Genomic DNA, 20,135 nt, shown 5'->3' on the forward strand with positions numbered 1-20,135 from the left:
ACCTTCTAAGTGGTTTTAAACAAAGAATCCAAAAGGTCATTCTTCATTGTATCCGCCGCATGGGGATGGATTGCACTGATAGGTTGATGGCTTCCTTCCATCCCTGTAATGACCGAAACTTTAACAACATCAAAAAGTGTTAGAGTCTCTGCAAAAAGAACGATCAGTTCCTTAAAATTATCGATCAAATAGGTAACAGCTCCCTGTTCCCCTTGGGTTTTAAGGATACGAATAGTCTCCTTAAGCTGATCAATGAGAGCCTCTTCCTCACCTCGGATTTCGGCAGCTATAATCTTAGCATCCAGGATCATTTTCTCTTTCTGGGCAATAGCGGGAGTTATCACATCCGCCTGCAATTTGGTACGGAGCATAATTATTTTCTCTTTCACAGAGGCAATTTTAGACTTAAGCCCAATAACCTCGGCATCTACCGATTTTAGGGCGCCTTCCATACCCACAACCCCATGCTGTTCCTGTTCTAAAAGAGAAACCCTGTTTTCAGCCATGAGATTTTCGTACATTAAATTTCTCCAAATAATCAAAAATTAAAGGCCCAAAGGCAGTGAATGTCGGAAATGAGAATGAGATAAAAATGAGAATATCACCAGCAGGGATCAGATCAGTGATATTGGCAAAAAGAGAGAAAAATTATTCACTACCACAACAAAGTTGATGTATTGAGAATTGTTCTCAAGGTCGTTGATCTTTCTTATTTTTAAATTTCATCATACCGATGTATAGAGATTTAAATAAATAATACATCAATTTGATTATATTTCCAGAGCCATCAAAAAATTTAATACTTTATTAATTGAATTCGAAGTTTTATAAAAAAAAGCCCCAGTCCTAAGACTGGGGCTTTGAAGTTTAAACCGGCGACGACCTACTCTCCCACCGTAGCAGTACCATCGGCGCGATTGAGCTTGACTTCCGTGTTCGGGATGGGAACGGGTATAACCTCAATGCTAAAATCACCGGATCACTGTGATCGCTCACAGCTATATATAACTTAGAGATAAATAATAATATGGTCAAGCCTCACGGAAGATTAGTACTGGTCGGCTCAATATGTTTCCACACTTAGACCGCCAGCCTATCAAACTCGTATTCTTCGAGATTCCTTCAGCTCCCTTAAAGGGAGAGGGATGTCTCATCTTGAGGTAGGCTTCCCACTTAGATGCTTTCAGCGGTTATCCCTTCCAAACTTAGCTACTCAGCACTTACCGTTGGCACGATAACTGATACACCAGAGGTTTGTCCGTTTCGGTCCTCTCGTACTAAAAACAGATCCTCTCAAACATCCAACGCCTGTGGCAGATAGGGACCGAACTGTCTCGCGACGTTCTGAACCCAGCTCGCGTACCGCTTTAAATGGCGAACAGCCATACCCTTGGGACCTGCTCCAGCCCCAGGATGCGATGAGCCGACATCGAGGTGCCAAACTTTGCCGTCGATATGAACTCTTGGGCAAAATCAGCCTGTTATCCCCGGAGTACCTTTTGTCCGTTAAGTGACGACCCTTCCACTCAGAATCGCCAGATCACTATGACCTACTTTCGTACCTGCTCGACTTGTAAGTCTCGCAGTCAAGCTACCTTATGCCATTGCGCTTACAGCATGATTTCCAACCATGCTAAGGTAACCTTTGCGCGCCTCCGTTACTCTTTAGGAGGCGACCGCCCCAGTCAAACTGCCCACCTGACATTGTCCATGATCCGGATTACGGGCCACGTTAGAAATATAACTGATAAAGGGTGGTATTTCACCAACAACTCCGCACAGCCTGACGACCATACATCAAAGTTTCCCACCTATCCTACACATCATCAGCCATAGTTCAATATCAGGATACAGTAAAGGTTCACGGGGTCTTTCCGTCTAACCACAGGTAATCGGCATCTTCACCGATACTTCAATTTCACCGAGTCCCACGTTGAGACAGTAAGAAAGTCGTTACACCATTCGTGCGGGTCGGAACTTACCCGACAAGGAATTTCGCTACCTTAGGACCGTTATAGTTACGGCCGCCGTTTACTGGGGCTTCAATTCACTGCTTCAGATAAATCTTAACAGCTCCTCTTAACCTTCCAGCACCGGGCAGGTGTCAGTCAATATACTTCAATTTGCATTTTCGCATTGACCTGTGTTTTTGGTAAACAGTCGCTTTCTCCTGGACTCTGCAACTCCGCCATCACGCGCTGAGCCATGCTTCTCCCTAGGTTACGCATGTATTTTGCCGAGTTCCTTAACGTGGGTTCTCTCGTACGCCTTAGAATTCTCATCCCATCTACCTGTGTCGGTTTGCGGTACGGTACCTAATAACCTAACCTTAGAGATTATTTCTTGACTCGATGAATCACCCATCTTCGATCACCCGTAGGATCACTACCCTTAACGCCTCAGCTCTTCGTGCGGATTTTCCTACACAAATCAACGCCTAAACGCTTGGACCAGGACAACCAACGCCTGGCATGGGATCTCCTTAAGTGTCATCCCTTCGAAATTATTAGATGTACGGGAATATTAACCCGTTTCCCATCGACTACGCATTTCTGCCTCGCCTTAGGGGCCGACTAACCCTGGGAAGAGTACCTTTACCCAGGAAACCTTAGATTTTCGGCGGGAAGGGATCTCACCTTCCTTTTCGTTACTCATGCCTGCATTCTCTCTTCTGATATCTCCAGCATACCTTACAGTACACCTTCATCGACCTACAGAATGCTCCTCTACCAACAATGAAGTAAACTCCATTATTCCGTAGCTTCGGTACTATGCTTAGCCCCGTTACATTGTCGGCGCACAACTACTCGACCAGTGAGCTATTACGCACTCTTTAAAGGAGTGGCTGCTTCTAAGCCAACCTCCTGGCTGTCTGTGCAATCGTACTTCCTTTTCCACTTAGCATAGTTTAGGGACCTTAGCTGACGGTCTGGGCTCTTTCCCTTTCGACTACGAATCTTATCACCCGTAGTCTCACTGCCATACTTTGAATATCGGCATTCGGAGTTTGACTAAGTTTGGTACCCTGTGACAGGCCCTAGCCTAATCAGTGCTCTACCTCCGATATTAACCATATGACGCTGACCCTAAAGCCATTTCGAGGAGAACCAGCTATCTCCGGGTTTGATTAGCCTTTCACTCCTATTCACAGTTCATCACTGCCTTTTTCAACAGACTAGTGTTCGGTCCTCCACTCAGTGTTACCCAAGCTTCAACCTGACCATAAATAGATCACCCGGCTTCGGGTCTAATACATCAAACTAAAGCGCCCTATTCAGACTCGGTTTCCCTCCGGCTCCGGTACTTCTATACCTTAACCTCGCTTAATATATTAACTCGCAGGCTCATTCTACAAAAGGCACGCCATCACCCCATAAAAGGGCTTTGACCGCTTGTAGGTCCACGGTTTCAGGTTCTATTTCACTCCCCTCCCGGGGTGCTTTTCACCTTTCCCTCACGGTACTATTCGCTATCGGTAGCTATCTCGTATTTAGCCTTGGAGGGTGGTCCCCCCAGATTCAGACAGGATTACTCGTGCCCCGCCTTACTCAGGTACATGCTAGCCAGCTTCAGATTTCGCTTACAGGACTTTCACCCTCTACGGTTGGCTTTCCCAATACCATTCTGCTATCTTTCACTGATACATATATGCATGCCCTACAACCCCAATATCACCGAAATGACATTGGTTTGGGCTAATCCCCGTTCGCTCGCCGCTACTAAGGGAATCTCTAAATTGATTTCTTTTCCTTCAGGTACTTAGATGGTTCAGTTCCCTGAGTCTCGCTTTATACGGCTATGTATTCACCGCATAATGACTGTCATAAAAACAGCCGGGTTACCCCATTCGGGAATCCTCGGGTATAAGAATGTTTGCTTCTCACCGAGGCTTATCGCAGCTTACCACGCCCTTCATCGCCGGATAGCTCCAAGGCATCCACCATGGACCCTTAGTCGCTTGACCATATTATTATTTATCCCTTCGCTATTATCTATATTAAAGAACTAAAAAAAAGAACCTGTCCGAGACAAACTCTATTTTTATTACCAGATCTGTTAATCACTCAACAAAACTGCTTTGGGCCTTACTAGATTTGAACTAGTGACCTCACGCTTATCAGGCGTGCGCTCTAACCAACTGAGCTAAAGGCCCTTTAAACTGGGAATTAAAGCTTTATAGGGAAATTAGAAGTATTTAACGAGGGCCAAGCATGTTGCGTACCACAGACCAAGGGCCGTGAACGCAACACTGATTCATACGAGCATCACTCGTGAAAATGATGACTAACTGCTTGTGTGTACAAAACACAAGACTTAATACCTTTCTCGTAGAAAGGAGGTGATCCAGCCGCACCTTCCGGTACGGCTACCTTGTTACGACTTCACCCCCCTTACCGAGCATACCTTCGGCAGCGACCTCCATTGCTGGTTAGTCTACTGACTTCGGGTACCCCCGACTCGGGTGGTGTGACGGGCGGTGTGTACAAGGCCCGGGAACGTATTCACCGCGCCATGCTGATGCGCGATTACTAGCGATTCCACCTTCATGGAGTCGAGTTTCAGACTCCAATCCGAACTGAGACCAGCTTTAAGCGTTTTGCTCCACCTCGCGGATTCGCATCACTCTGTACTGGCCATTGTAGCACGTGTGTAGCCCAGGACATAAGGGCCATGATGATTTGACGTCATCCCCACCTTCCTCCGGTTTGTCACCGGCAGTCTTGCATGAGTCCCCAACTTAATGATGGTAACATACAATAGGGGTTGCGCTCGTTGCGGGACTTAACCCAACACCTCACGGCACGAGCTGACGACAACCATGCAGCACCTGTATACAGACTTCCGAAGAAGAAACACTATCTCTAATGCCGTCCTGTATATGTCAAGCCCTGGTAAGGTTTCTCGCGTATCATCGAATTAAACCACATGCTCCACCGCTTGTGCGGGCCCCCGTCAATTCCTTTGAGTTTCACCGTTGCCGGCATACTCCCCAGGCGGTACACTTAACGCGTTAGCTACGGCACCTAGAACTCATGTTCCAGACACCAAGTGTACATCGTTTACGGCGTAGACTACCAGGGTATCTAATCCTGTTCGCTACCTACGCTTTCGCACCTCAGCGTCAATCCAGAGCCAGCAAGTCGCCTTCGCCTCTGGTGTTCTTCCTAATATCAACAGATTTCACCCCTACACTAGGAATTCCACTTACCCCTCTCGGATTCTAGTCACACAGTTTCCAACGCAACATCACTGTTAAGCAGTGTGCTTTCACATCGGACTTACGTAACCGCCTACATGCCCTTTACGCCCAATAATTCCGAACAACGCTCGCTCCTTACGTGTTACCGCGGCTGCTGGCACGTAATTGGCCGGAGCTTATTCATATGCTAACGTCATCTAATACCCATTTCCTGATACTATTATTCCTCACATATAAAAGTGCTTTACAATCTCTCGACATTCTTCGCACACGCGGCGTCGCTCCGTCAGACTTTCGTCCATTGCGGAAGATTCTTAGCTGCTGCCTCCCGTAGGAGTCTGGGCCGTGTCTCAGTCCCAATGTGGCCGGTCACCCTCTCAGGCCGGCTAATGATCGTCGCCTTGGTAAGCCATTACCTTACCAACTAGCTAATCATACGCAGGCTCATCTTTCAGCGAGGCAAACGCCCCTTTGCTCTACAAACAAGATCGTAGAGATCATTCGGTATTACCCCATGTTTCCATGAGCTATCCCCAACTAAAAGGTAGATCACCTACGCGTTACTCACCCGTTCGCCACTCTCAGGAAGTGCAAGCACTTCCCTACCGTTCGACTTGCATGCTTAAAACGCGCCGCCAGCGTTCGTTCTGAGCCAGGATCAAACTCTCCATGATATAGTTTATCCACCGAAGTGGATAATTTTCTATCAATGCCTTAAAACAGATCCTAGCGAATGTATTCATCCTGATCTGCCTTAAAGTGAGTCAGAGTCCCTTTATGCAGTGCGCCTCCCCTTTCGGAAAAACCCACTGTGCTTAAAAGAAAACTAACGTTCGGACCGTACCTAAACCATAAGGCTTTTGGCACGATTCTATTTTCGTACTACCAGTGCTTGACTCTCGTCAAATACTTCAATTTCCCTTCTCTAATTCCTTTGTAAAAGAACATTTAAAAAGCAGTTCGCTTGTTCAGCAAAGCACTTCAGTTCCGTTGGTCCGTGGCTTGTTAACCCGAACGCTCCGTGAATATACCGTTAATACCCTTTTTTTGTCAACACAATATTTCAAAAAAAACAAAGCTGATCACCCCATTACTAATATTCTCTTTACCACAATCAATTTAGAAGGATTATTTATTCAAGAGAAAGTATAGCTCTCAATTAAACAAGCCTTTGACGCGAACATTGACCGTCAGTCTTTAATTGGATATTATTTTTCATGGAACAAAATGATACTGCTATATATAAGAAATGTATTAACTGCGGGCGATACTGCCCTGAAGCGATTATGATCGTAGGGCAATTTTGCTGTGAAGATTGTGCCGATCAATTCAGACGATGTCCTCACTGCGGTAAATATTTTATACTAACAGATGATCAGGAGCAGATGTTCTGTTCAACAAGCTGTCAAAATGCTGAAAAAACTTATACACCAGGAGAGAAAGAATGAATTTGATATTTTTAGGCCCTCCGGGGGCTGGTAAAGGAACCATGGCTTTCCGGGCAAAAGAACATTTTAAGATCCCCCATATCTCAACCGGAGATCTTTTCAGAGCCGCTATTAAGAATGAAACAGACCTTGGTAAGCAGGTAAAATCCATACTCGATGCGGGCAACCTTGTTCCCGACGAGTTAACCACCTCAATTGTAAAAGAAAGATTACAACAGCCAGATGCTACCAATGGTTTTATACTCGATGGATTTCCTCGCACTCTTTACCAGGCCAAAGCCCTGAAAGAGTTCAGTGCCATAGATTCGGTAGTCAACTTTACCATCACAGAAGATGAAGTCATCCGGAGACTATCTGGTCGCAGGGTATGTAAGTCCTGTGGAGAGAGTTATCATATCGAGTTCATTCCTCCCAGCAAAGATGGAATCTGTGATAAGTGTGGCGGCGAACTCTACACCCGAGCCGATGACCAGATCGATGCGATAAAGAACCGACTCTCTGTATACGGAGAGTCAACGGAACCCCTTATCAGCTTCTACAAAAATGAGGGTAGCCTTGTGAATGTTGACAGCAGCCAGCATCCTGACAAAGTCTTTGAAGACTTAAAGGCTATTCTAAAATAATAAAAACCGCCGGTTAACCGGCGGTTTTCTTTTTTGATAACTTCAATAAATCACAAGAAGTGACTCTTATCCTTCTGTTATCGGCTCCTCTTCCTCACCATCAGAATCTGTCTCATCATCTCCCTGGACCTCTTCCTCTTTAAGGTGATCTTTAATGATTTTTTCAAATTCCCCTTTATAAGGAAGATCAATGGCGGATACGAGTGCATCTAATGTCTCTTTATCTGAATAACCAGCATCAAGTGCCTGAATTAGGTGATCCTGTCCGAGTATGATGTCATCAAGGTATAGAATTTCGATATTGCCCTTTTCAAAATAATAATCTTTTAAAAGAGAATCCTCCGGTTCAGATTCAATTAGAAGATCGAGCATTTCCAAGGCCTTATAATACATCTCAGTTTTCAAATACAGATCTTTCATTGCCCCATAGACGACAGTATCTCCGTCATACTCCAAAACAAGATCTTCGTAATAGTCCAGGGCCAAGTCATACTCTTCTTCGGCGGCTGCCAATTCTGCGATGAGTACCCGATACTCCTTTTTGTCTTCCAGCTTTAACAGGTTTTCGAGATAATAACGGGACATGCCCCAGTTCTTGTTCCGTTTTTCAAGGAGACTCAAGTTATATAGAGATCGCACATGGGCAGGATTGATACTCAGGCTTCGCCTGTAATACTCTCCGGCCTTCTCTTCGTCACCCCTCTTATACCAGGCATAACCCAGCATTTCCAGAACAATCAAATTTTCTGAATCCTCCGCCTCCAGATCTTCCAGGAGAGTCAGAGCGGTTTCATAGTTTTCAGTTTCAAGGTTAGTCCGTGCCAGATTAAAAGCAGCCTGATTTAGATCAGGATTCAGAACTAAGGCCCTCTCAAAATACTCGGCAGCCTTAACATACTCTCCAAGGTCGGAATAAGCATTTCCAATATTGTAGTAATCTCTGGACAGATCGACCTTTGAGACCGTGGTCTGACACGATAAGAGAGATGCGATAAGGATCAGAAGTCCATTAAATGCCCAGAATTGTCTGCTCAATAGTCCTTACCTGTGATCTATATAGATTTGCCAATGTGGTTCCGTAGTCTGCAATCAGCTGGATCATATTCCTAGGATAATCATCTAAGTCTTTCCCGTTCAGCCTGTCTCCGGCATCTCCCAGCCCGGGAAGAATATAAGCAGCATCATTCAGAACAGGATCCATCCACAGAGTGTAACAGGTAATATCTTCAATAGACCGGATGATCTGCAGAGTTCCTTTCAAAGCGGATATAACATTTAAAAAACGGATTGAACGGGGTTTCACTCCCAGTTCCAATATATATTTAACAATGGTAACCAAACTACCACCGGTAGCATTCATGGGATCGGCAAAAATCAGATCTTTATCATGGAGATCTTCCGGGTTAAAAAATGATTTTTCCAGGTCAAGGATGTATTCCATATTATGTTTCATCCTTGAATCATCTCTCTTTATTTTAAACAGAGCAAAGGGTGTCACATAACCTGTTGAAGAATACTCCTGTATTTCCTTACTGAGAATCATGGAAGGAAGGAGTGCCCCCCGCAGCATAACGCACATGACGGAGTTAGAAATAGCATCGTCCACATCCGGAATCTTATGCACCGCGTAATTTTGAACAGGAACTGTCACAGGAGTTTTGACAATCAGATGGTTTTTGCTTTTTGTGTCGCCACTGTCATAGGCTAAATTGAATAGGAGTTCATAGGCTCTTTGCACATAATATACAAATTCATCATGGGGTGTTCTTTGATCTCTGAGCTTGGCTATCAATCTGGAAACTTCCCCATGCTTAATCTGGGGAGTCTCAAAGGAATAGACCCTGATAGACTCTTCTTTAGATGTAATTTCCTTCATGAAGTCGCCCATGATGTCATAGAGCTTAATTATTTTATCCGTTTCCTTTTTAATAACCGAAGAATTCCCCTCAGCCACTGAAAGAGACCGGAAAGATTCGATAGCCTGACCATAAAACCTGTTCATTTCATTAATATTCTTATGATCATCATCGGTCAAATAACCATTCAGATCTTCTGCTTTGAGTATTACTTTTTTATCCATCTTCAGTTCCTTGTTGCATTTGAATTATGCCTATTATACACAAAAAAGCCGCCCGGAAAAAGCAGGCGGCTTCATTTCTTATGCTGGATCAGGTCAAAAAGACATACCGAATGTGGCATTCAGCATAATTCCGCGCTGATCTTCATCCATAAGGTCTGTTCCCAAAAGATTAATAACAAATTTATATTCGCTGGATTTCAAGGGATCGATCCTGACTCCCGTATTAAAGATCCCGCGGTTTTCACTGATCTTATCCTGATAAACAGCGTAGGAATAGTTTGAAAAATCACTAATCCAGTACACATAATTTTGAAATGTCTCAGGAAAAAGACCCAATTCGAATCCCATGGAGTAGTTTAAATTGGATGTGACCTCTCCTGCCCTTTGAACCTGCCAGCCGAAAAGCATGGTCGTGACAGCGGGAAGCTTGAAAAAGTCACCACCGTAGGTCGTAACAAGGTAAATAGAGGAACTGTTCTTCTTATCATTATCGAAATCGTCGTATCTGTCCCCTGTGACAGTCTCAAAGTTTCCGCCCACAGCCAGGGAAGTACCGCCTTCATTGTACAACTGATACTTGCCACCCAGCAAAACATTGCTATAACCGTTGTCGTCATCAGTATTTTCGACATCGTAGGCCAGAGCAATTTCTGCCTTCCGATAGAGACTGAGAGTCACCGCGGGTATGTGAGCCTGATCATTCCGGCTCATCATAGAATAAGTGAAGTCTAATCCGAAGTCACTCTTCTCCCAACCGACTCTGGCAGTAGGTGTCAGAATAACACCGGTAATCCCTTGGGCATTCATCCCCTTCACCGAAGATTGGGCAGAAACAAAAGATACAGACGCCAAAACGAGAGTCAGGGAGAATACAATTTTCTTCATATTAAAAAACATAAAAACTCCTGAATTTATATTAGAGCCTATATGGTTCAATAAAGAACAGCTCTTTAAATATGATTATATATTAAGAATATTTGAGTTTATTTTCCAGTCAGCGAGGATAGGAATATGCTATTTAAATGTGAATTCATATTCTCCTTTAGCCAATTTCCTCTTTCCTTGAGAACACCCTATCCCTCACGCAGGATTTTAGGATACAGCGGGCCTTCTCCTCTTCGTTATGAATTCAATTTGGATCGATGCGTATGGACCGTAAGTTATAACAAAAAAAGAGGACAGCCTAAGCTGTCCTCTTCAAGAAGCATCTCCAGGGGGAATCGAACCCCCGTTGCCGGGATGAAAACCCGGTGTCCTAACCCCTAGACGATGGAGACAAAATAACCAACTAAACAAATCGGATGAGCCGCACTGGGTTCGAACCAGTGACCCACGCCTTAAAAGGGCGTTGCTCTGCCAGCTGAGCTAGCGGCCCGTACATCTCCAGGGGGAATCGAACCCCCGTTGCCGGGATGAAAACCCGGTGTCCTAACCCCTAGACGATGGAGACAAAAATTGTTTATTCAGTTGGCCAATGAGCCGCACTGGGTTCGAACCAGTGACCCACGCCTTAAAAGGGCGTTGCTCTGCCAGCTGAGCTAGCGGCCCGTAGAACGAGTGGTAATATACCTAATGGAGCTGAAAGTGTCAATAATCATTTGTTAAATTCTATATTTTATTTCAATTAGGGAGAATTTAATGCCAACATATCAATTCTTAATTCTATACCATATTGGGAATTACATATCAGAGCATCTCGGCATTCCCGATCTTTAAGGATGCCTAATACCATGTGGAGGCTCTTAGTTTCTCCATCCAGGAGCGAGGGAAGAAAAGACCTTTTTCAGCACAAAAAAGGGATGTTTATCAGGAAAAAAAGAACCCCGAAGAACTGTTGTATTCAGGGTCTTTGAAATCAATAACGTATGGCAAGCTCCATAGAACCACCCAGTTTTGGCTGATCTCCGGCGTGAGAACCCGTTTCTTCCGCATAGAGGGCACCGCTGATTTCAACAAAAAAGAGATCCAGTCCAAAACCAGCTGTAAAATAGCCTCCCTGTACACCGGCTCTCAATGCCACAGACGACAACAACACCACTTCGGTTCCAAGATCCAAACGTGTCCAAAAGGACTGTGTCTTGTACCCATAAAGGCTGTCTTCCCGTATCAATGGCTGTGTAAAACTACCATGAACTGTCATATCCAGATATTTATTCAGCTGCCCCATAATCGGGTTGTAGGAAACACCGAAGTTCAGGGTCCAGGGTGTTATATAAATATCATCAACCTCTTCATCCGAAAATTCCATCCCTAAAGCACTGCTCACCGGTTCATAGAAGTATCTTGTATTACCAATGTCTCTCATTGTGACGCTGGCAATCAAATCCCTCCAGTAAAGATCGGCCCCCAGATCAAAGGCGACTCCAACTCCTCCCAGGGCAGTCACATCGGAAAAACTGATATCTCCATCTGAATCAGAGCTCGCACTCGAAGTCAGGGCATCGATGTTAATGTCTTTGGCGGTGAAGCGGTACATAGGCCTGAGATCTGAGCCTACAACCAGTTTAACCTGTCCCAACTCAAAAGGATAAGCGTATCCCGCCACGAGCCCTGTAGTCCAAATGAGGTCGGCCGTAACCCCCAGAGTGGTTTCCACTGCAGGGGCATCAAGTTCTGCGATAGTCATCAGACCTACCCCAAAACGACGGCCCACATAAGCTCCACCAGCCTGGAAAGACCCTCCAAGACCTCCGGAGGTCACTTGATCCAATATCAGTTCAAGAACTCCCTTATCAGTAGTTCTGCTTTCACTCATAAAGGAAAAGGCATCTCCCGCGTAGGCGCTTCCCAAGGAAAGAAGCGTCACTTCTCCTTTTTGGACAATTTCACCCTCTTTATTTATTTTTTCACCGGACTTCTCAAAGGATGCAGGATTCACCAATAGGGAGCTATACCCACTTCCATTGGCTATGAATGATCCTCCCTGCCCCTGGATTTCCGGACTGTTCCAGGTAAAGGCTGGGGAATAATACCTGTCTTTAGCGAATAAAATTCCAGATGTCATCAATATCAATTGAATGGTTAAAATTATTTTTTTCATTTTCGTCCCCTTATTCAAAGAATGAATCAAGATCAAGACCGCCAAAGGAGACTACGGTTTGAAGACCATCTTTTGCAGGATTTGTAGGATCATCCGGATCCAGAAGCATATCATTAGGACCTTCATATTCAGGCATTCCTCCCACATAAGTGATGGCAGGAAGAACATTTCCATCCGAATCTTCTGGTGTGGATAAATACTCGGCAAGGATATCCAGTTTATCCTCCGCCGTAGACTCATCTATATAATAAAGGAGAGTCCTTGTCATGCCGGCCATTAGGGCCTTGGTAGCATTGTCACCATCATTTGTATCAGGAGGACTGGAATTGGTCTCTTCCAGCTTTTCACCATAGACCTGTAATGGGACTGCCGAATCCCTGAAAGCAGTAAGCCTGATGATGACAGCTGCCTTATATGTGGCTTGGGCCACATCCGTTGGAGGTTCACCAAAAATAGACCTGTAAAAAACTTCAGGACCATCGCTTTCGCTCTCACCTGAAAAAACGTCTTCCCCCGAAACTGCATCGCTTACCAGAGAATTCAGATTGCTCATAACAGCCTGGGTATCAGATGTCTTTAGATATACATCAGCCGACATCAAAGCCGCTTCCTGCTGTTTCTCATCCGAAGCATCTGGATCATTATATACTTCTGCCAGGGTCTCCAGAACCTGAGCTTTCGCTTCTGGGTCATTGGCCAGATTTTCATAAAACTGAGGCTCATCACTCGCCTCGAGGACCGCATCCGCATCAGTGAGGTCAGGATTTTCAAAAACATCAAACCTACTGTAAAGATTCGTTGTAAAGGGATTACAACTGCCTAAAATAAATATAAGAACCAGGATTAAACCCGTTAAAGACCTCTTATCCACTAGTTCCTCCTAAGAGACGATTTTTAAATTTATATCGGTCTTCACACCAATGAAATGCAATAATTGAATAAAATAACCACAAATGATGAAAGAGTCCAATCTAAAAGATACCTCAATATTGCTTATATTCCAACAAATAGTATGAAGAACCCCACCTACTCGACAGTGGCATAAAGGATCTGCTGCTCCAAACGACGGACACGACAAAGGAGAATTGAACCCCTCTGGAGATCCATATCATAGGGAATACGGACTCTCAGATAATTTTCAGAAGTTCCTTCCCAATACTGCTGCCCTCCGGAGCTGCTCTGTTCTTCCAGTAAGACTTTCAGCTGTTTCCCATTTTGGTCATTCAGATATTGACCATATGAACTTTTGGATATTTTTCGAATGTCCCCTGTTCGTTCACCAGTGATTCTCTCGGGAATAGCCGGCTTCATACTCCAGGCTGCCGTACCGGGACGGGGAGAAAAAGGAAAGACATGGATTCTTGAGAAATTAAGCTGTTCTAAGGCTGCCACAGTCTCTCTGTGTTCCTCATCAGTCTCTCCAGGAAACCCACAAATAATATCGGCTGCGATAAATGGATGATCTTTCAACTCTCTCAGTCTCTCAACGGCATTCTTCACAGATTCGGACCGATAGGGGCGATTCATTCTCTCCAGGACAGAATTGCTGCAGGACTGAGCAGAAACATGAAAATGAGGACAGATTCTGGGATGGGACAGAATAGAAAGATCCCGACTGAGAAGGGTCTCCGGTTCAAGAGAAGACAGCCTTATACGAAAGCCTTCGGTTTGATCCAGAATGGTTTCAAGCAGATCAGAAAGGTCCATTTCACCATCAGAATATGAGTCTATATTCACTCCTGTAAGAACGACTTCCCTGTAACCCTTTGCTTCAAGTTCTTTCAAGCGCTCAAGCAGGACAGAACTATCCAGACTGACTGATTTCCCCCTGGCAAGGCAAACACGGCAATAGGCGCATCGATGGTCACAGCCATCCTGAATTTTCAAGAATGCTCTGGCGTGAAAATTAAAATCCGCCGCCGAAAAGCGAAAACGGCTTTGGGACCCCTCGATCCCGGGAGCTTGAGTCTCAAGCCAGAATCCGGCGTGTTTATAGAGATCCAGGCCATCAGCTTGTCCACTGGCCAGGTAGGCTGCCATATCCATAATCAGATCTTTTTGATCCAAGGGGACAGAGAGAACATTATCACCCAATTCTCCAATCAATTCCGGTTCAAGCTGTGCATAACAGCCTGTAACCAGCACGAGAGAATCTGGAAAATCCCGACTGACCTTACGAATAACCCGCCGGGCTTTCTGTTCACTCTTCGAGGTCACCGTACATGTATTAACGACATAAACATCGGACGCATCGGAAAACTCGGTAATATGAAATCCCTGCTTTTCAAATGAATCCGCAAGTGCCTCGGTTTCGCACTGATTCAGTTTGCATCCGAGAGTAAAAAAGGCGGCTTTCATTGTATCTCCTAACCGTCAGTTTTGACGAATACGTTCCAGTCCTTTACGGGCTTCCTCCAGGGTGGACTGCAAAATCAAAGCCTGATTATAAGCAAGCTCCGCTGTTTTTACTTTCTCTGCTCCTTCCCGGGCATAACCGAGCCTAGACCACCAGCGGGCAGCCGAGGGAACATGATAAACAGCGGTCGACAAGGCAATATCGGCATGATTATATAGGCCCATTCTAATATAAGTTTCTCCCATGTAGTAATAAACCTGACCGATCCTGTCTCCTGTCGGATTGAGTGAAACATATTGCTGAAAGTAGTCTAATCCCTTCTCATGATTGCCCAAATAGTAATGAGCTTCGCCCAAATTCTCTATAATCCTAGTGTCATACCTGGACCACTTCAGGGCATCCTCTCCATAACGAACGGCTTCTTCATAGCGTCCCAGACGTATGAGTCCCCACCCCAGGACAGTATAAGAATCCATTCTGGGAATGATCTGAGAGTCATCATAAGCAGAAAGTTCATTCAAACAGACTTCTACAGATTCTTCATAGGCCCCCTGCCGATAGAGCTTCAAGGCATCAATTTTTTCCTGTGCTGCCATTTGAGACAAAAAGGAAAGAGACAGAATCAGACTTATATAGAATTTTTTAGTTTTCAAAAGAATCCTCCGCAGGAACCATTCTGCTAACGCCTTCAAAACGACAGCCGGTTTCCATGATAATTTTGGGAGCGGTTATATCGCCGATGACCTCGGCATTTCCCATGAGTTCCACCTGAGATTCGGCATTTACATTGCCCCGGATTTTACCGCGAACATGGATTGAACGGGCTCCTATCTCGGCAGTAACATCGGCATTTTCGTCAATGTATAGGTCGCCCTTTGCATTGATTTTACCTTCGAATTTTCCCTTAATCATCAATTCTCTGGTAAAAGACAGCTCTCCGCAAAAGCTGATATCATCTGCCAGAACCGTATCCAGCTTGTGTTCTTTAATCTTTCGGGAATGAATTTCGGCCATTCTGATCTCCTAAACTTTCAATGGAATCAAATGTTCCCAGCATTTTCTCAAGTCCTTTGTGCAGGTCCTGACGCATGCGGGAAGTATAAGGGTTATATTTCTGTAAATCTATAAAAAGCTGCCAGGGGTCGTTACAGGTTTGCTTTACAATATCCAACAAACCACTATACCCCGTAGTAGCCATTGAACTGGGATGCAACTTGAGTTCATCCAGCGTTCTTCCTATAAAATGGGTAATTCCCTGAGTATAAGCGGCTTCCCGGTCATGTTCGTGGGCTGTCATTTCTTGTACAGCAAGGCCCATATTCCGAAACAGATCCTTCCAGAGGATATACTGTTCATCACTGATCCTTTTTTTACACAAAACAATGGGGAGTCCTTCCACACCATTTTTCCCGGAATCGGGACCAAACATGGGATGTGATCCCAGAATCTCTACAGATTCGGGTAAATATTTAAACATCATATCTGTAGGATAAACCTTTACAGAACAGGTATCCACAACCAGAGTTCCCGGCTTAACCAGGGGAGCGATAACAGGAAGGACCTGTTCCATAGATGAGATGGCATTGCATAAAAATAGAACATGACAATCCATCAGTTCCTCAAGGTCCACACGGAGAACCCCTGGGGGGGTGATTCTGTCAGGATTTCGAGAATACCCTTTGACTTGAAAAGATTCTGACAATATGGACGCCCAAAACGCTCCAAAACGGCCCAGACCGTAAACAGAAATTTGCATGAACCTATCATACAGAAAAAACAAAAGGTTGCAAAGTCAATTATACATACAGCCCGGCCTATTTATTTTCCCACTCATATCCATTCTGAGTGGGTCCCCCCTTCTTTTCCTGTTTTTAAAAAAGGTTTATAGTACTAGGAAAATATTTCCGCCTCGATGGAGAACCCGTGGTTCTGTTCTTCGATCCGGAATCTACTTCAGGAGAGATTAGAATTATGTCATTTGTTGAGAATATGAAAGCAAAAGCAGTCAAAATGCAGAAAAAACTGGTTCTGCCCGAAGGGACCGAACCCCGAACCATGGCAGCCGCCCGAATCATCAAGGATGAAAATATAGTATCAGAAGTTTACCTGGTAGGAGAGACAAGCGCCGTCAATTCTGCAGCCGCCGCCGAAGGAATATCTCTGGAAGGAATCTCCGTTCTAGACCCATCTTCTTCTGATCTGGCCGAAGGGTATGCCCAGGAATACTACGAACTAAGAAAACATAAAGGACTGACCCTGGAAGCAGCAAGAGAACAGATTAAAGATAACTTAAAATGGGGAGCCATGATGGTCCGGAAGGGAGATGCGGATGCCATGGTAGCCGGTGCAGATAATCCCACAGGGAAAGTACTGGTGGCCGGTTTTACCATTATCAAAACAGCTCCCGGTGTGACTTCCGCCTCCTCCTGCTTCGTCATGGATTTCCCAGACAAGAAATGGGGAAAAGATGGACTCATGATTTTCTCTGATTGTGCCACCATCCCGGACCCCACTGTAGAGCAGTTGGCTGAAATCACAATTCAGTCTTCCGTTTCCTGTAAAACCTTCCTACAGACCGAACCATTGACAGCCATGCTTTCTTTTTCAACAAAAGGATCGGCTTCTCATCCCAATGTGGACAAGGTGACAGAGGCTCTAAAGATTGTTCAAGAAAAAGCACCCGAGTTAAAGGTTGATGGAGAAATGCAGCTTGACGCCGCCATCGTTGAGAGCGTTGGGGCTAAAAAAGCACCTGGTTCTGCCGTCGCCGGAAAGGCAAACACACTGGTTTTCCCCGATCTTCAATCTGGAAACATCGGCTATAAACTGGCCCAAAGATTTGGAAATGCCGGAGCCTATGGTCCCTTTCTTCAGGGTTTTGCGAAACCGATCTCCGACCTGTCCAGAGGCTGTTCAGTAGAAGACATAGTCAATACAATTGCAGTAACCATGACTCAGGTTGAAGACTAGGAAGACAATGAAAGTAATTATCATGGGTTACGGCCGAATGGGCCGGGAAATCGAAAAGATTCTGCAAGAGAGGGGCCATCAGATTATTTCCCGGGTTGATCCGGGCGGTTTTGGTGATGAATTGACTCCCTCTGAAGAATCTTTGACAGCAGCGGATGCGGTCATTGAATTCGCCCTGCCCCTCGGCATTGAGAAAAACACAGCTCTTTACAGTCAGTTTGATCTGAAAGCCGTCATTGGCACCACCGGATGGACCGATAGGAAAGAGACGGTCCTGAAGCCCTTTGAAAACGGGAAGGGAGCCTGTCTCTATGGTTCTAATTTTTCCATTGGGGCTCATCTTTTTTTCAGATTAACCGAAGCCGCGTCAAAGATGATCAACAAAGTAGAAGAGTATGACATAATGCTCACTGAATACCATCACAACAAGAAAGTGGATGCCCCCTCGGGGACTGCTCTGACAGCGGCAAATCTTGTGTTGAAAAATATGGATCGGAAAAAGGAAATACTCCCTGGGAATCCCCAGGGAGCCATCAAACCCGAACAGCTTCATGTTGCCTCCATACGGGGCGGGCATATTCCCGGAATTCATACCATCACCATGGACTCCCCTGCAGACAGCCTTGAAATTAGTCATAATGCTAGAAATCGGAGCGGCTTTGCACTGGGGGCTGTCATGGCAGCCGAATGGCTCTTAAAGGACAAATCCGGGATATACACTGTGGATGATTTTATCAGCGATCTACTTGACTGATCTAGGATCTGCCGGTTTCAGCTGCGATGCTGTTACCGGCAGAGAAACGAGACCGGGGCCCCTGTAGTCCAGATATACGAATGTCTGTCCTACGGGACCCCTGACAGCATAGAGGAGAAAAATTATGTTTGCAGGCGTTTATACGGCACTAGTTACCCCATTTAATGACAAGAAGGAAATTGACAAAGAGTGTCTTAAAAAAATTGTAAAATTTCAGCTGGACAAAGGCATTTCCGGACTTGTTCCTGTAGGTACCACAGGTGAAAGCCCCACGGTGACACATCAGGAAAACATGGACGTGATAGAAATGGTAGTCAAGGAAGTGAACGGACGAGTTCCCGTTATCGCAGGGACTGGTTCCAACTCTACCGACGAAGCTATCCGCATGACAAAAATTGCTAAGGACATTGGAGCTAACGCCAGTCTTCAGGTTTCTCCTTATTATAACAAACCAACTCAAGAAGGGCTCTATCAGCATTTTATGACCATTGCCGATGCTGTTGACCTCCCCGTGATGGTTTACAATATTCAAGGCCGTACTGGTGTCAATATCAATACGGACACTCTGATGCGTCTGGCAAAACACGAAAACATTGTGGCTGTTAAGGAAGCCAGTGGAGATCTGGGTCAAATGATGGAAGTCCTCCGCCGGAAACCCGCCGATTTTGATGTTCTCTCAGGTGATGACAACCTGGCTCTTCCTCTGGTTCTATTGGGTGGAGCCGGTGTCGTATCCGTTGTCAGCAATATCATCCCCAAACGGATGGAAGAACTGGTGCTGGCGGCGCGTCAGGGCGAACTGGACAAGGCAAGAAAACTTCACTATGACCTTCTGCCTCTGTTCAAATCCATGTTTGTAGAAACAAATCCGATTCCGGTGAAGACGGCCATGGCTGCCATGGGACTGATCAAGGATGTTTATCGGCTGCCCCTCTGCCAGGCGTCGGAAGAAAACAGGAAGTTTATACAGAATGTCCTCAAAGATTATGGTCTGATATAAAAAAACGCCTTACTTATGAACGGCTTCCTTCCGGGGAAGCCGTTTTTTTATACACTGCAAGAGAAGTCCCGTCCTGACTGATCAACTCCCACCCGCTCCGTTCTCCCAGAATTTCCAATGACCTGGGATTGTAGAATCGAATATGAGTCGGGTCTTCCTTGTACCACCATTTCTTGAAGCTTGTCACAGACTCAGGATCGAGAGGATCAGCTGTCAGAAACTGTGTCTTTAAAGAAAGAAGACTCCCTTGGGAAGCCAGGGAGTGCAGCCTTCTGAAGGCATTTACCGGATCATTGATATGCTCCAGAACTTCACATAACAATATAAGGGAAAAATCCTTCTCTTTAGGCCATTGCGGGGCGAAAAATGGATCGTAGGAGACAACGGGGAAGCCCTTTTCCTTGAGAAGATCACTCAAAACACAGCGAGGACCACTTCCAAAATCCAGGATTCTGCCCCCTTTGTACCAGGGGGTGACAGAACGGTGGATAAAAGACTGAAGCCATTTGATATATCCCTTGTCTCCAGGATCATTGCGATGCAATTCATACCGGGATTGTTCCTCTAGGGGCGAAGGTAAACTGCGAGCATCCTGATAAAGGAGAGAACATGCGGGGCAGATGAGAAAGTCACGTTGTTTCTGAACCATCTGATAATATGCTGA

Annotated in this window: 16 protein-coding genes, 5 tRNA genes and 3 rRNA genes; 5 read left to right on the forward strand and 19 right to left on the reverse strand. The window is 45.3% G+C overall.

The features are described 5' to 3' along the window. Nucleotides 1-5: 5 nt before the first annotated feature. The 5 genes from EXM22_RS07955 to EXM22_RS07975 form a co-directional block, all read right to left on the reverse strand. A complete protein-coding gene (locus tag EXM22_RS07955) occupies nucleotides 6-521 on the reverse strand; it encodes a hypothetical protein (RefSeq protein ID WP_149486006.1) in 516 nt (171 codons plus the stop codon). 349 nt (nucleotides 522-870) lie between these two features. Then, nucleotides 871-979: ribosomal RNA gene (gene rrf / locus EXM22_RS07960) — 5S ribosomal RNA — on the reverse strand. Nucleotides 980-1,027: 48 nt separating this feature from the next. Then, nucleotides 1,028-3,964: ribosomal RNA gene (locus EXM22_RS07965) — 23S ribosomal RNA — on the reverse strand. Between the two features lie 115 nt (nucleotides 3,965-4,079). Then, nucleotides 4,080-4,153: transfer RNA gene (locus tag EXM22_RS07970), tRNA-Ile, on the reverse strand. Nucleotides 4,154-4,332: 179 nt separating this feature from the next. After that, a 16S ribosomal RNA gene (locus EXM22_RS07975) occupies nucleotides 4,333-5,874 on the reverse strand. Together the 16S, 23S and 5S rRNA genes with 1 tRNA gene alongside form the textbook arrangement of a ribosomal RNA operon. Before the next feature lie 543 nt (nucleotides 5,875-6,417). Here EXM22_RS07975 and EXM22_RS07980 point away from each other — a divergent pair. Next, a complete protein-coding gene (locus EXM22_RS07980) occupies nucleotides 6,418-6,648 on the forward strand; it encodes a DUF6076 domain-containing protein (RefSeq protein WP_149486007.1) in 231 nt (76 codons plus the stop codon). After that, a complete protein-coding gene (locus tag EXM22_RS07985; RefSeq protein WP_149486008.1) occupies nucleotides 6,645-7,271 on the forward strand; it encodes an adenylate kinase in 627 nt (208 codons plus the stop codon). The genes EXM22_RS07980 and EXM22_RS07985 overlap by 4 nt, the downstream gene beginning before the upstream one ends. A 66-nt stretch (nucleotides 7,272-7,337) precedes the next feature. Here the strand turns inward: EXM22_RS07985 and EXM22_RS07990 are convergent, their stop codons facing one another. The 13 genes from EXM22_RS07990 to EXM22_RS08050 all read right to left on the reverse strand — a co-directional run bounded on the left by EXM22_RS07990 (nucleotide 7,338) and on the right by EXM22_RS08050 (nucleotide 16,503). After that, on the reverse strand, nucleotides 7,338-8,306 hold the full coding sequence (locus tag EXM22_RS07990) for a tetratricopeptide repeat protein (protein ID WP_149486009.1): 969 nt from the start codon (nucleotides 8,304-8,306) through the stop codon (nucleotides 7,338-7,340). After that, on the reverse strand, nucleotides 8,281-9,351 hold the full coding sequence (locus EXM22_RS07995; RefSeq protein WP_149486010.1) for a uracil phosphoribosyltransferase: 1,071 nt from the start codon (nucleotides 9,349-9,351) through the stop codon (nucleotides 8,281-8,283). Before EXM22_RS07995 ends, EXM22_RS07990 begins: the two co-directional genes overlap by 26 nt. A gap of 93 nt (nucleotides 9,352-9,444) precedes the next feature. Continuing rightward, entirely contained in the window at nucleotides 9,445-10,248 is an 804-nt protein-coding gene (locus tag EXM22_RS08000) for a hypothetical protein (RefSeq protein ID WP_168203410.1), read from the reverse strand. 308 nt (nucleotides 10,249-10,556) lie between these two features. After that, nucleotides 10,557-10,628, reverse strand: a tRNA-Glu gene (locus EXM22_RS08005). 25 nt (nucleotides 10,629-10,653) lie between these two features. Next, nucleotides 10,654-10,726 (reverse strand) — tRNA-Lys (locus EXM22_RS08010). Nucleotides 10,727-10,729: 3 nt separating this feature from the next. Then, nucleotides 10,730-10,801 (reverse strand) — tRNA-Glu (locus EXM22_RS08015). Between the two features lie 25 nt (nucleotides 10,802-10,826). Next, nucleotides 10,827-10,899: transfer RNA gene (locus EXM22_RS08020), tRNA-Lys, on the reverse strand. A gap of 307 nt (nucleotides 10,900-11,206) precedes the next feature. Next, entirely contained in the window at nucleotides 11,207-12,391 is a 1,185-nt protein-coding gene (locus EXM22_RS08025) for a hypothetical protein (RefSeq protein ID WP_149486012.1), read from the reverse strand. 10 nt (nucleotides 12,392-12,401) lie between these two features. Continuing rightward, nucleotides 12,402-13,262, reverse strand: a complete 861-nt coding sequence (locus tag EXM22_RS08030) for a hypothetical protein (protein WP_149486013.1) — start codon at nucleotides 13,260-13,262, stop codon at nucleotides 12,402-12,404. A gap of 155 nt (nucleotides 13,263-13,417) precedes the next feature. After that, nucleotides 13,418-14,749 (reverse strand): tRNA (N(6)-L-threonylcarbamoyladenosine(37)-C(2))-methylthiotransferase MtaB, encoded by a 1,332-nt coding sequence (gene mtaB, locus EXM22_RS08035; protein WP_149486014.1) that lies wholly within the window; start codon nucleotides 14,747-14,749, stop codon nucleotides 13,418-13,420. A gap of 15 nt (nucleotides 14,750-14,764) precedes the next feature. After that, the gene (locus EXM22_RS08040; protein ID WP_246157091.1) at nucleotides 14,765-15,400 is read right to left on the reverse strand and encodes a tetratricopeptide repeat protein; all 636 of its coding nucleotides are present in this window, start codon (nucleotides 15,398-15,400) and stop codon (nucleotides 14,765-14,767) included. Next, nucleotides 15,390-15,761, reverse strand: a complete 372-nt coding sequence (locus tag EXM22_RS08045) for a bactofilin family protein (RefSeq protein ID WP_149486015.1) — start codon at nucleotides 15,759-15,761, stop codon at nucleotides 15,390-15,392. Before EXM22_RS08045 ends, EXM22_RS08040 begins: the two co-directional genes overlap by 11 nt. Beyond that, complete coding sequence (locus tag EXM22_RS08050; protein WP_149486016.1) at nucleotides 15,733-16,503, reverse strand: prephenate dehydrogenase/arogenate dehydrogenase family protein; 771 nt, start codon at nucleotides 16,501-16,503, stop codon at nucleotides 15,733-15,735. Before EXM22_RS08050 ends, EXM22_RS08045 begins: the two co-directional genes overlap by 29 nt. A 215-nt stretch (nucleotides 16,504-16,718) precedes the next feature. On the opposite strand from EXM22_RS08050, the gene pta reads away from it, so the two are divergent. The 3 genes from pta to dapA all read left to right on the forward strand — a co-directional run bounded on the left by pta (nucleotide 16,719) and on the right by dapA (nucleotide 19,471). Next, on the forward strand, nucleotides 16,719-17,717 hold the full coding sequence (gene pta / locus EXM22_RS08055; protein WP_149486017.1) for a phosphate acetyltransferase: 999 nt from the start codon (nucleotides 16,719-16,721) through the stop codon (nucleotides 17,715-17,717). A gap of 7 nt (nucleotides 17,718-17,724) precedes the next feature. Beyond that, complete coding sequence (dapB, locus tag EXM22_RS08060; protein WP_149486018.1) at nucleotides 17,725-18,471, forward strand: 4-hydroxy-tetrahydrodipicolinate reductase; 747 nt, start codon at nucleotides 17,725-17,727, stop codon at nucleotides 18,469-18,471. A 124-nt stretch (nucleotides 18,472-18,595) separates the two neighbouring features. Continuing rightward, entirely contained in the window at nucleotides 18,596-19,471 is an 876-nt protein-coding gene (gene dapA, locus EXM22_RS08065) for a 4-hydroxy-tetrahydrodipicolinate synthase (protein ID WP_149486019.1), read from the forward strand. Nucleotides 19,472-19,484: 13 nt separating this feature from the next. Here the strand turns inward: dapA and EXM22_RS08070 are convergent, their stop codons facing one another. Next, nucleotides 19,485-20,120 (reverse strand): class I SAM-dependent methyltransferase, encoded by a 636-nt coding sequence (locus EXM22_RS08070; protein ID WP_149486020.1) that lies wholly within the window; start codon nucleotides 20,118-20,120, stop codon nucleotides 19,485-19,487. Nucleotides 20,121-20,135: the final 15 nt, after the last annotated feature.

The organism is Oceanispirochaeta crateris (assembly GCF_008329965.1).
Taxonomy (GTDB): domain Bacteria; phylum Spirochaetota; class Spirochaetia; order DSM-2461; family DSM-2461; genus Oceanispirochaeta; species Oceanispirochaeta crateris.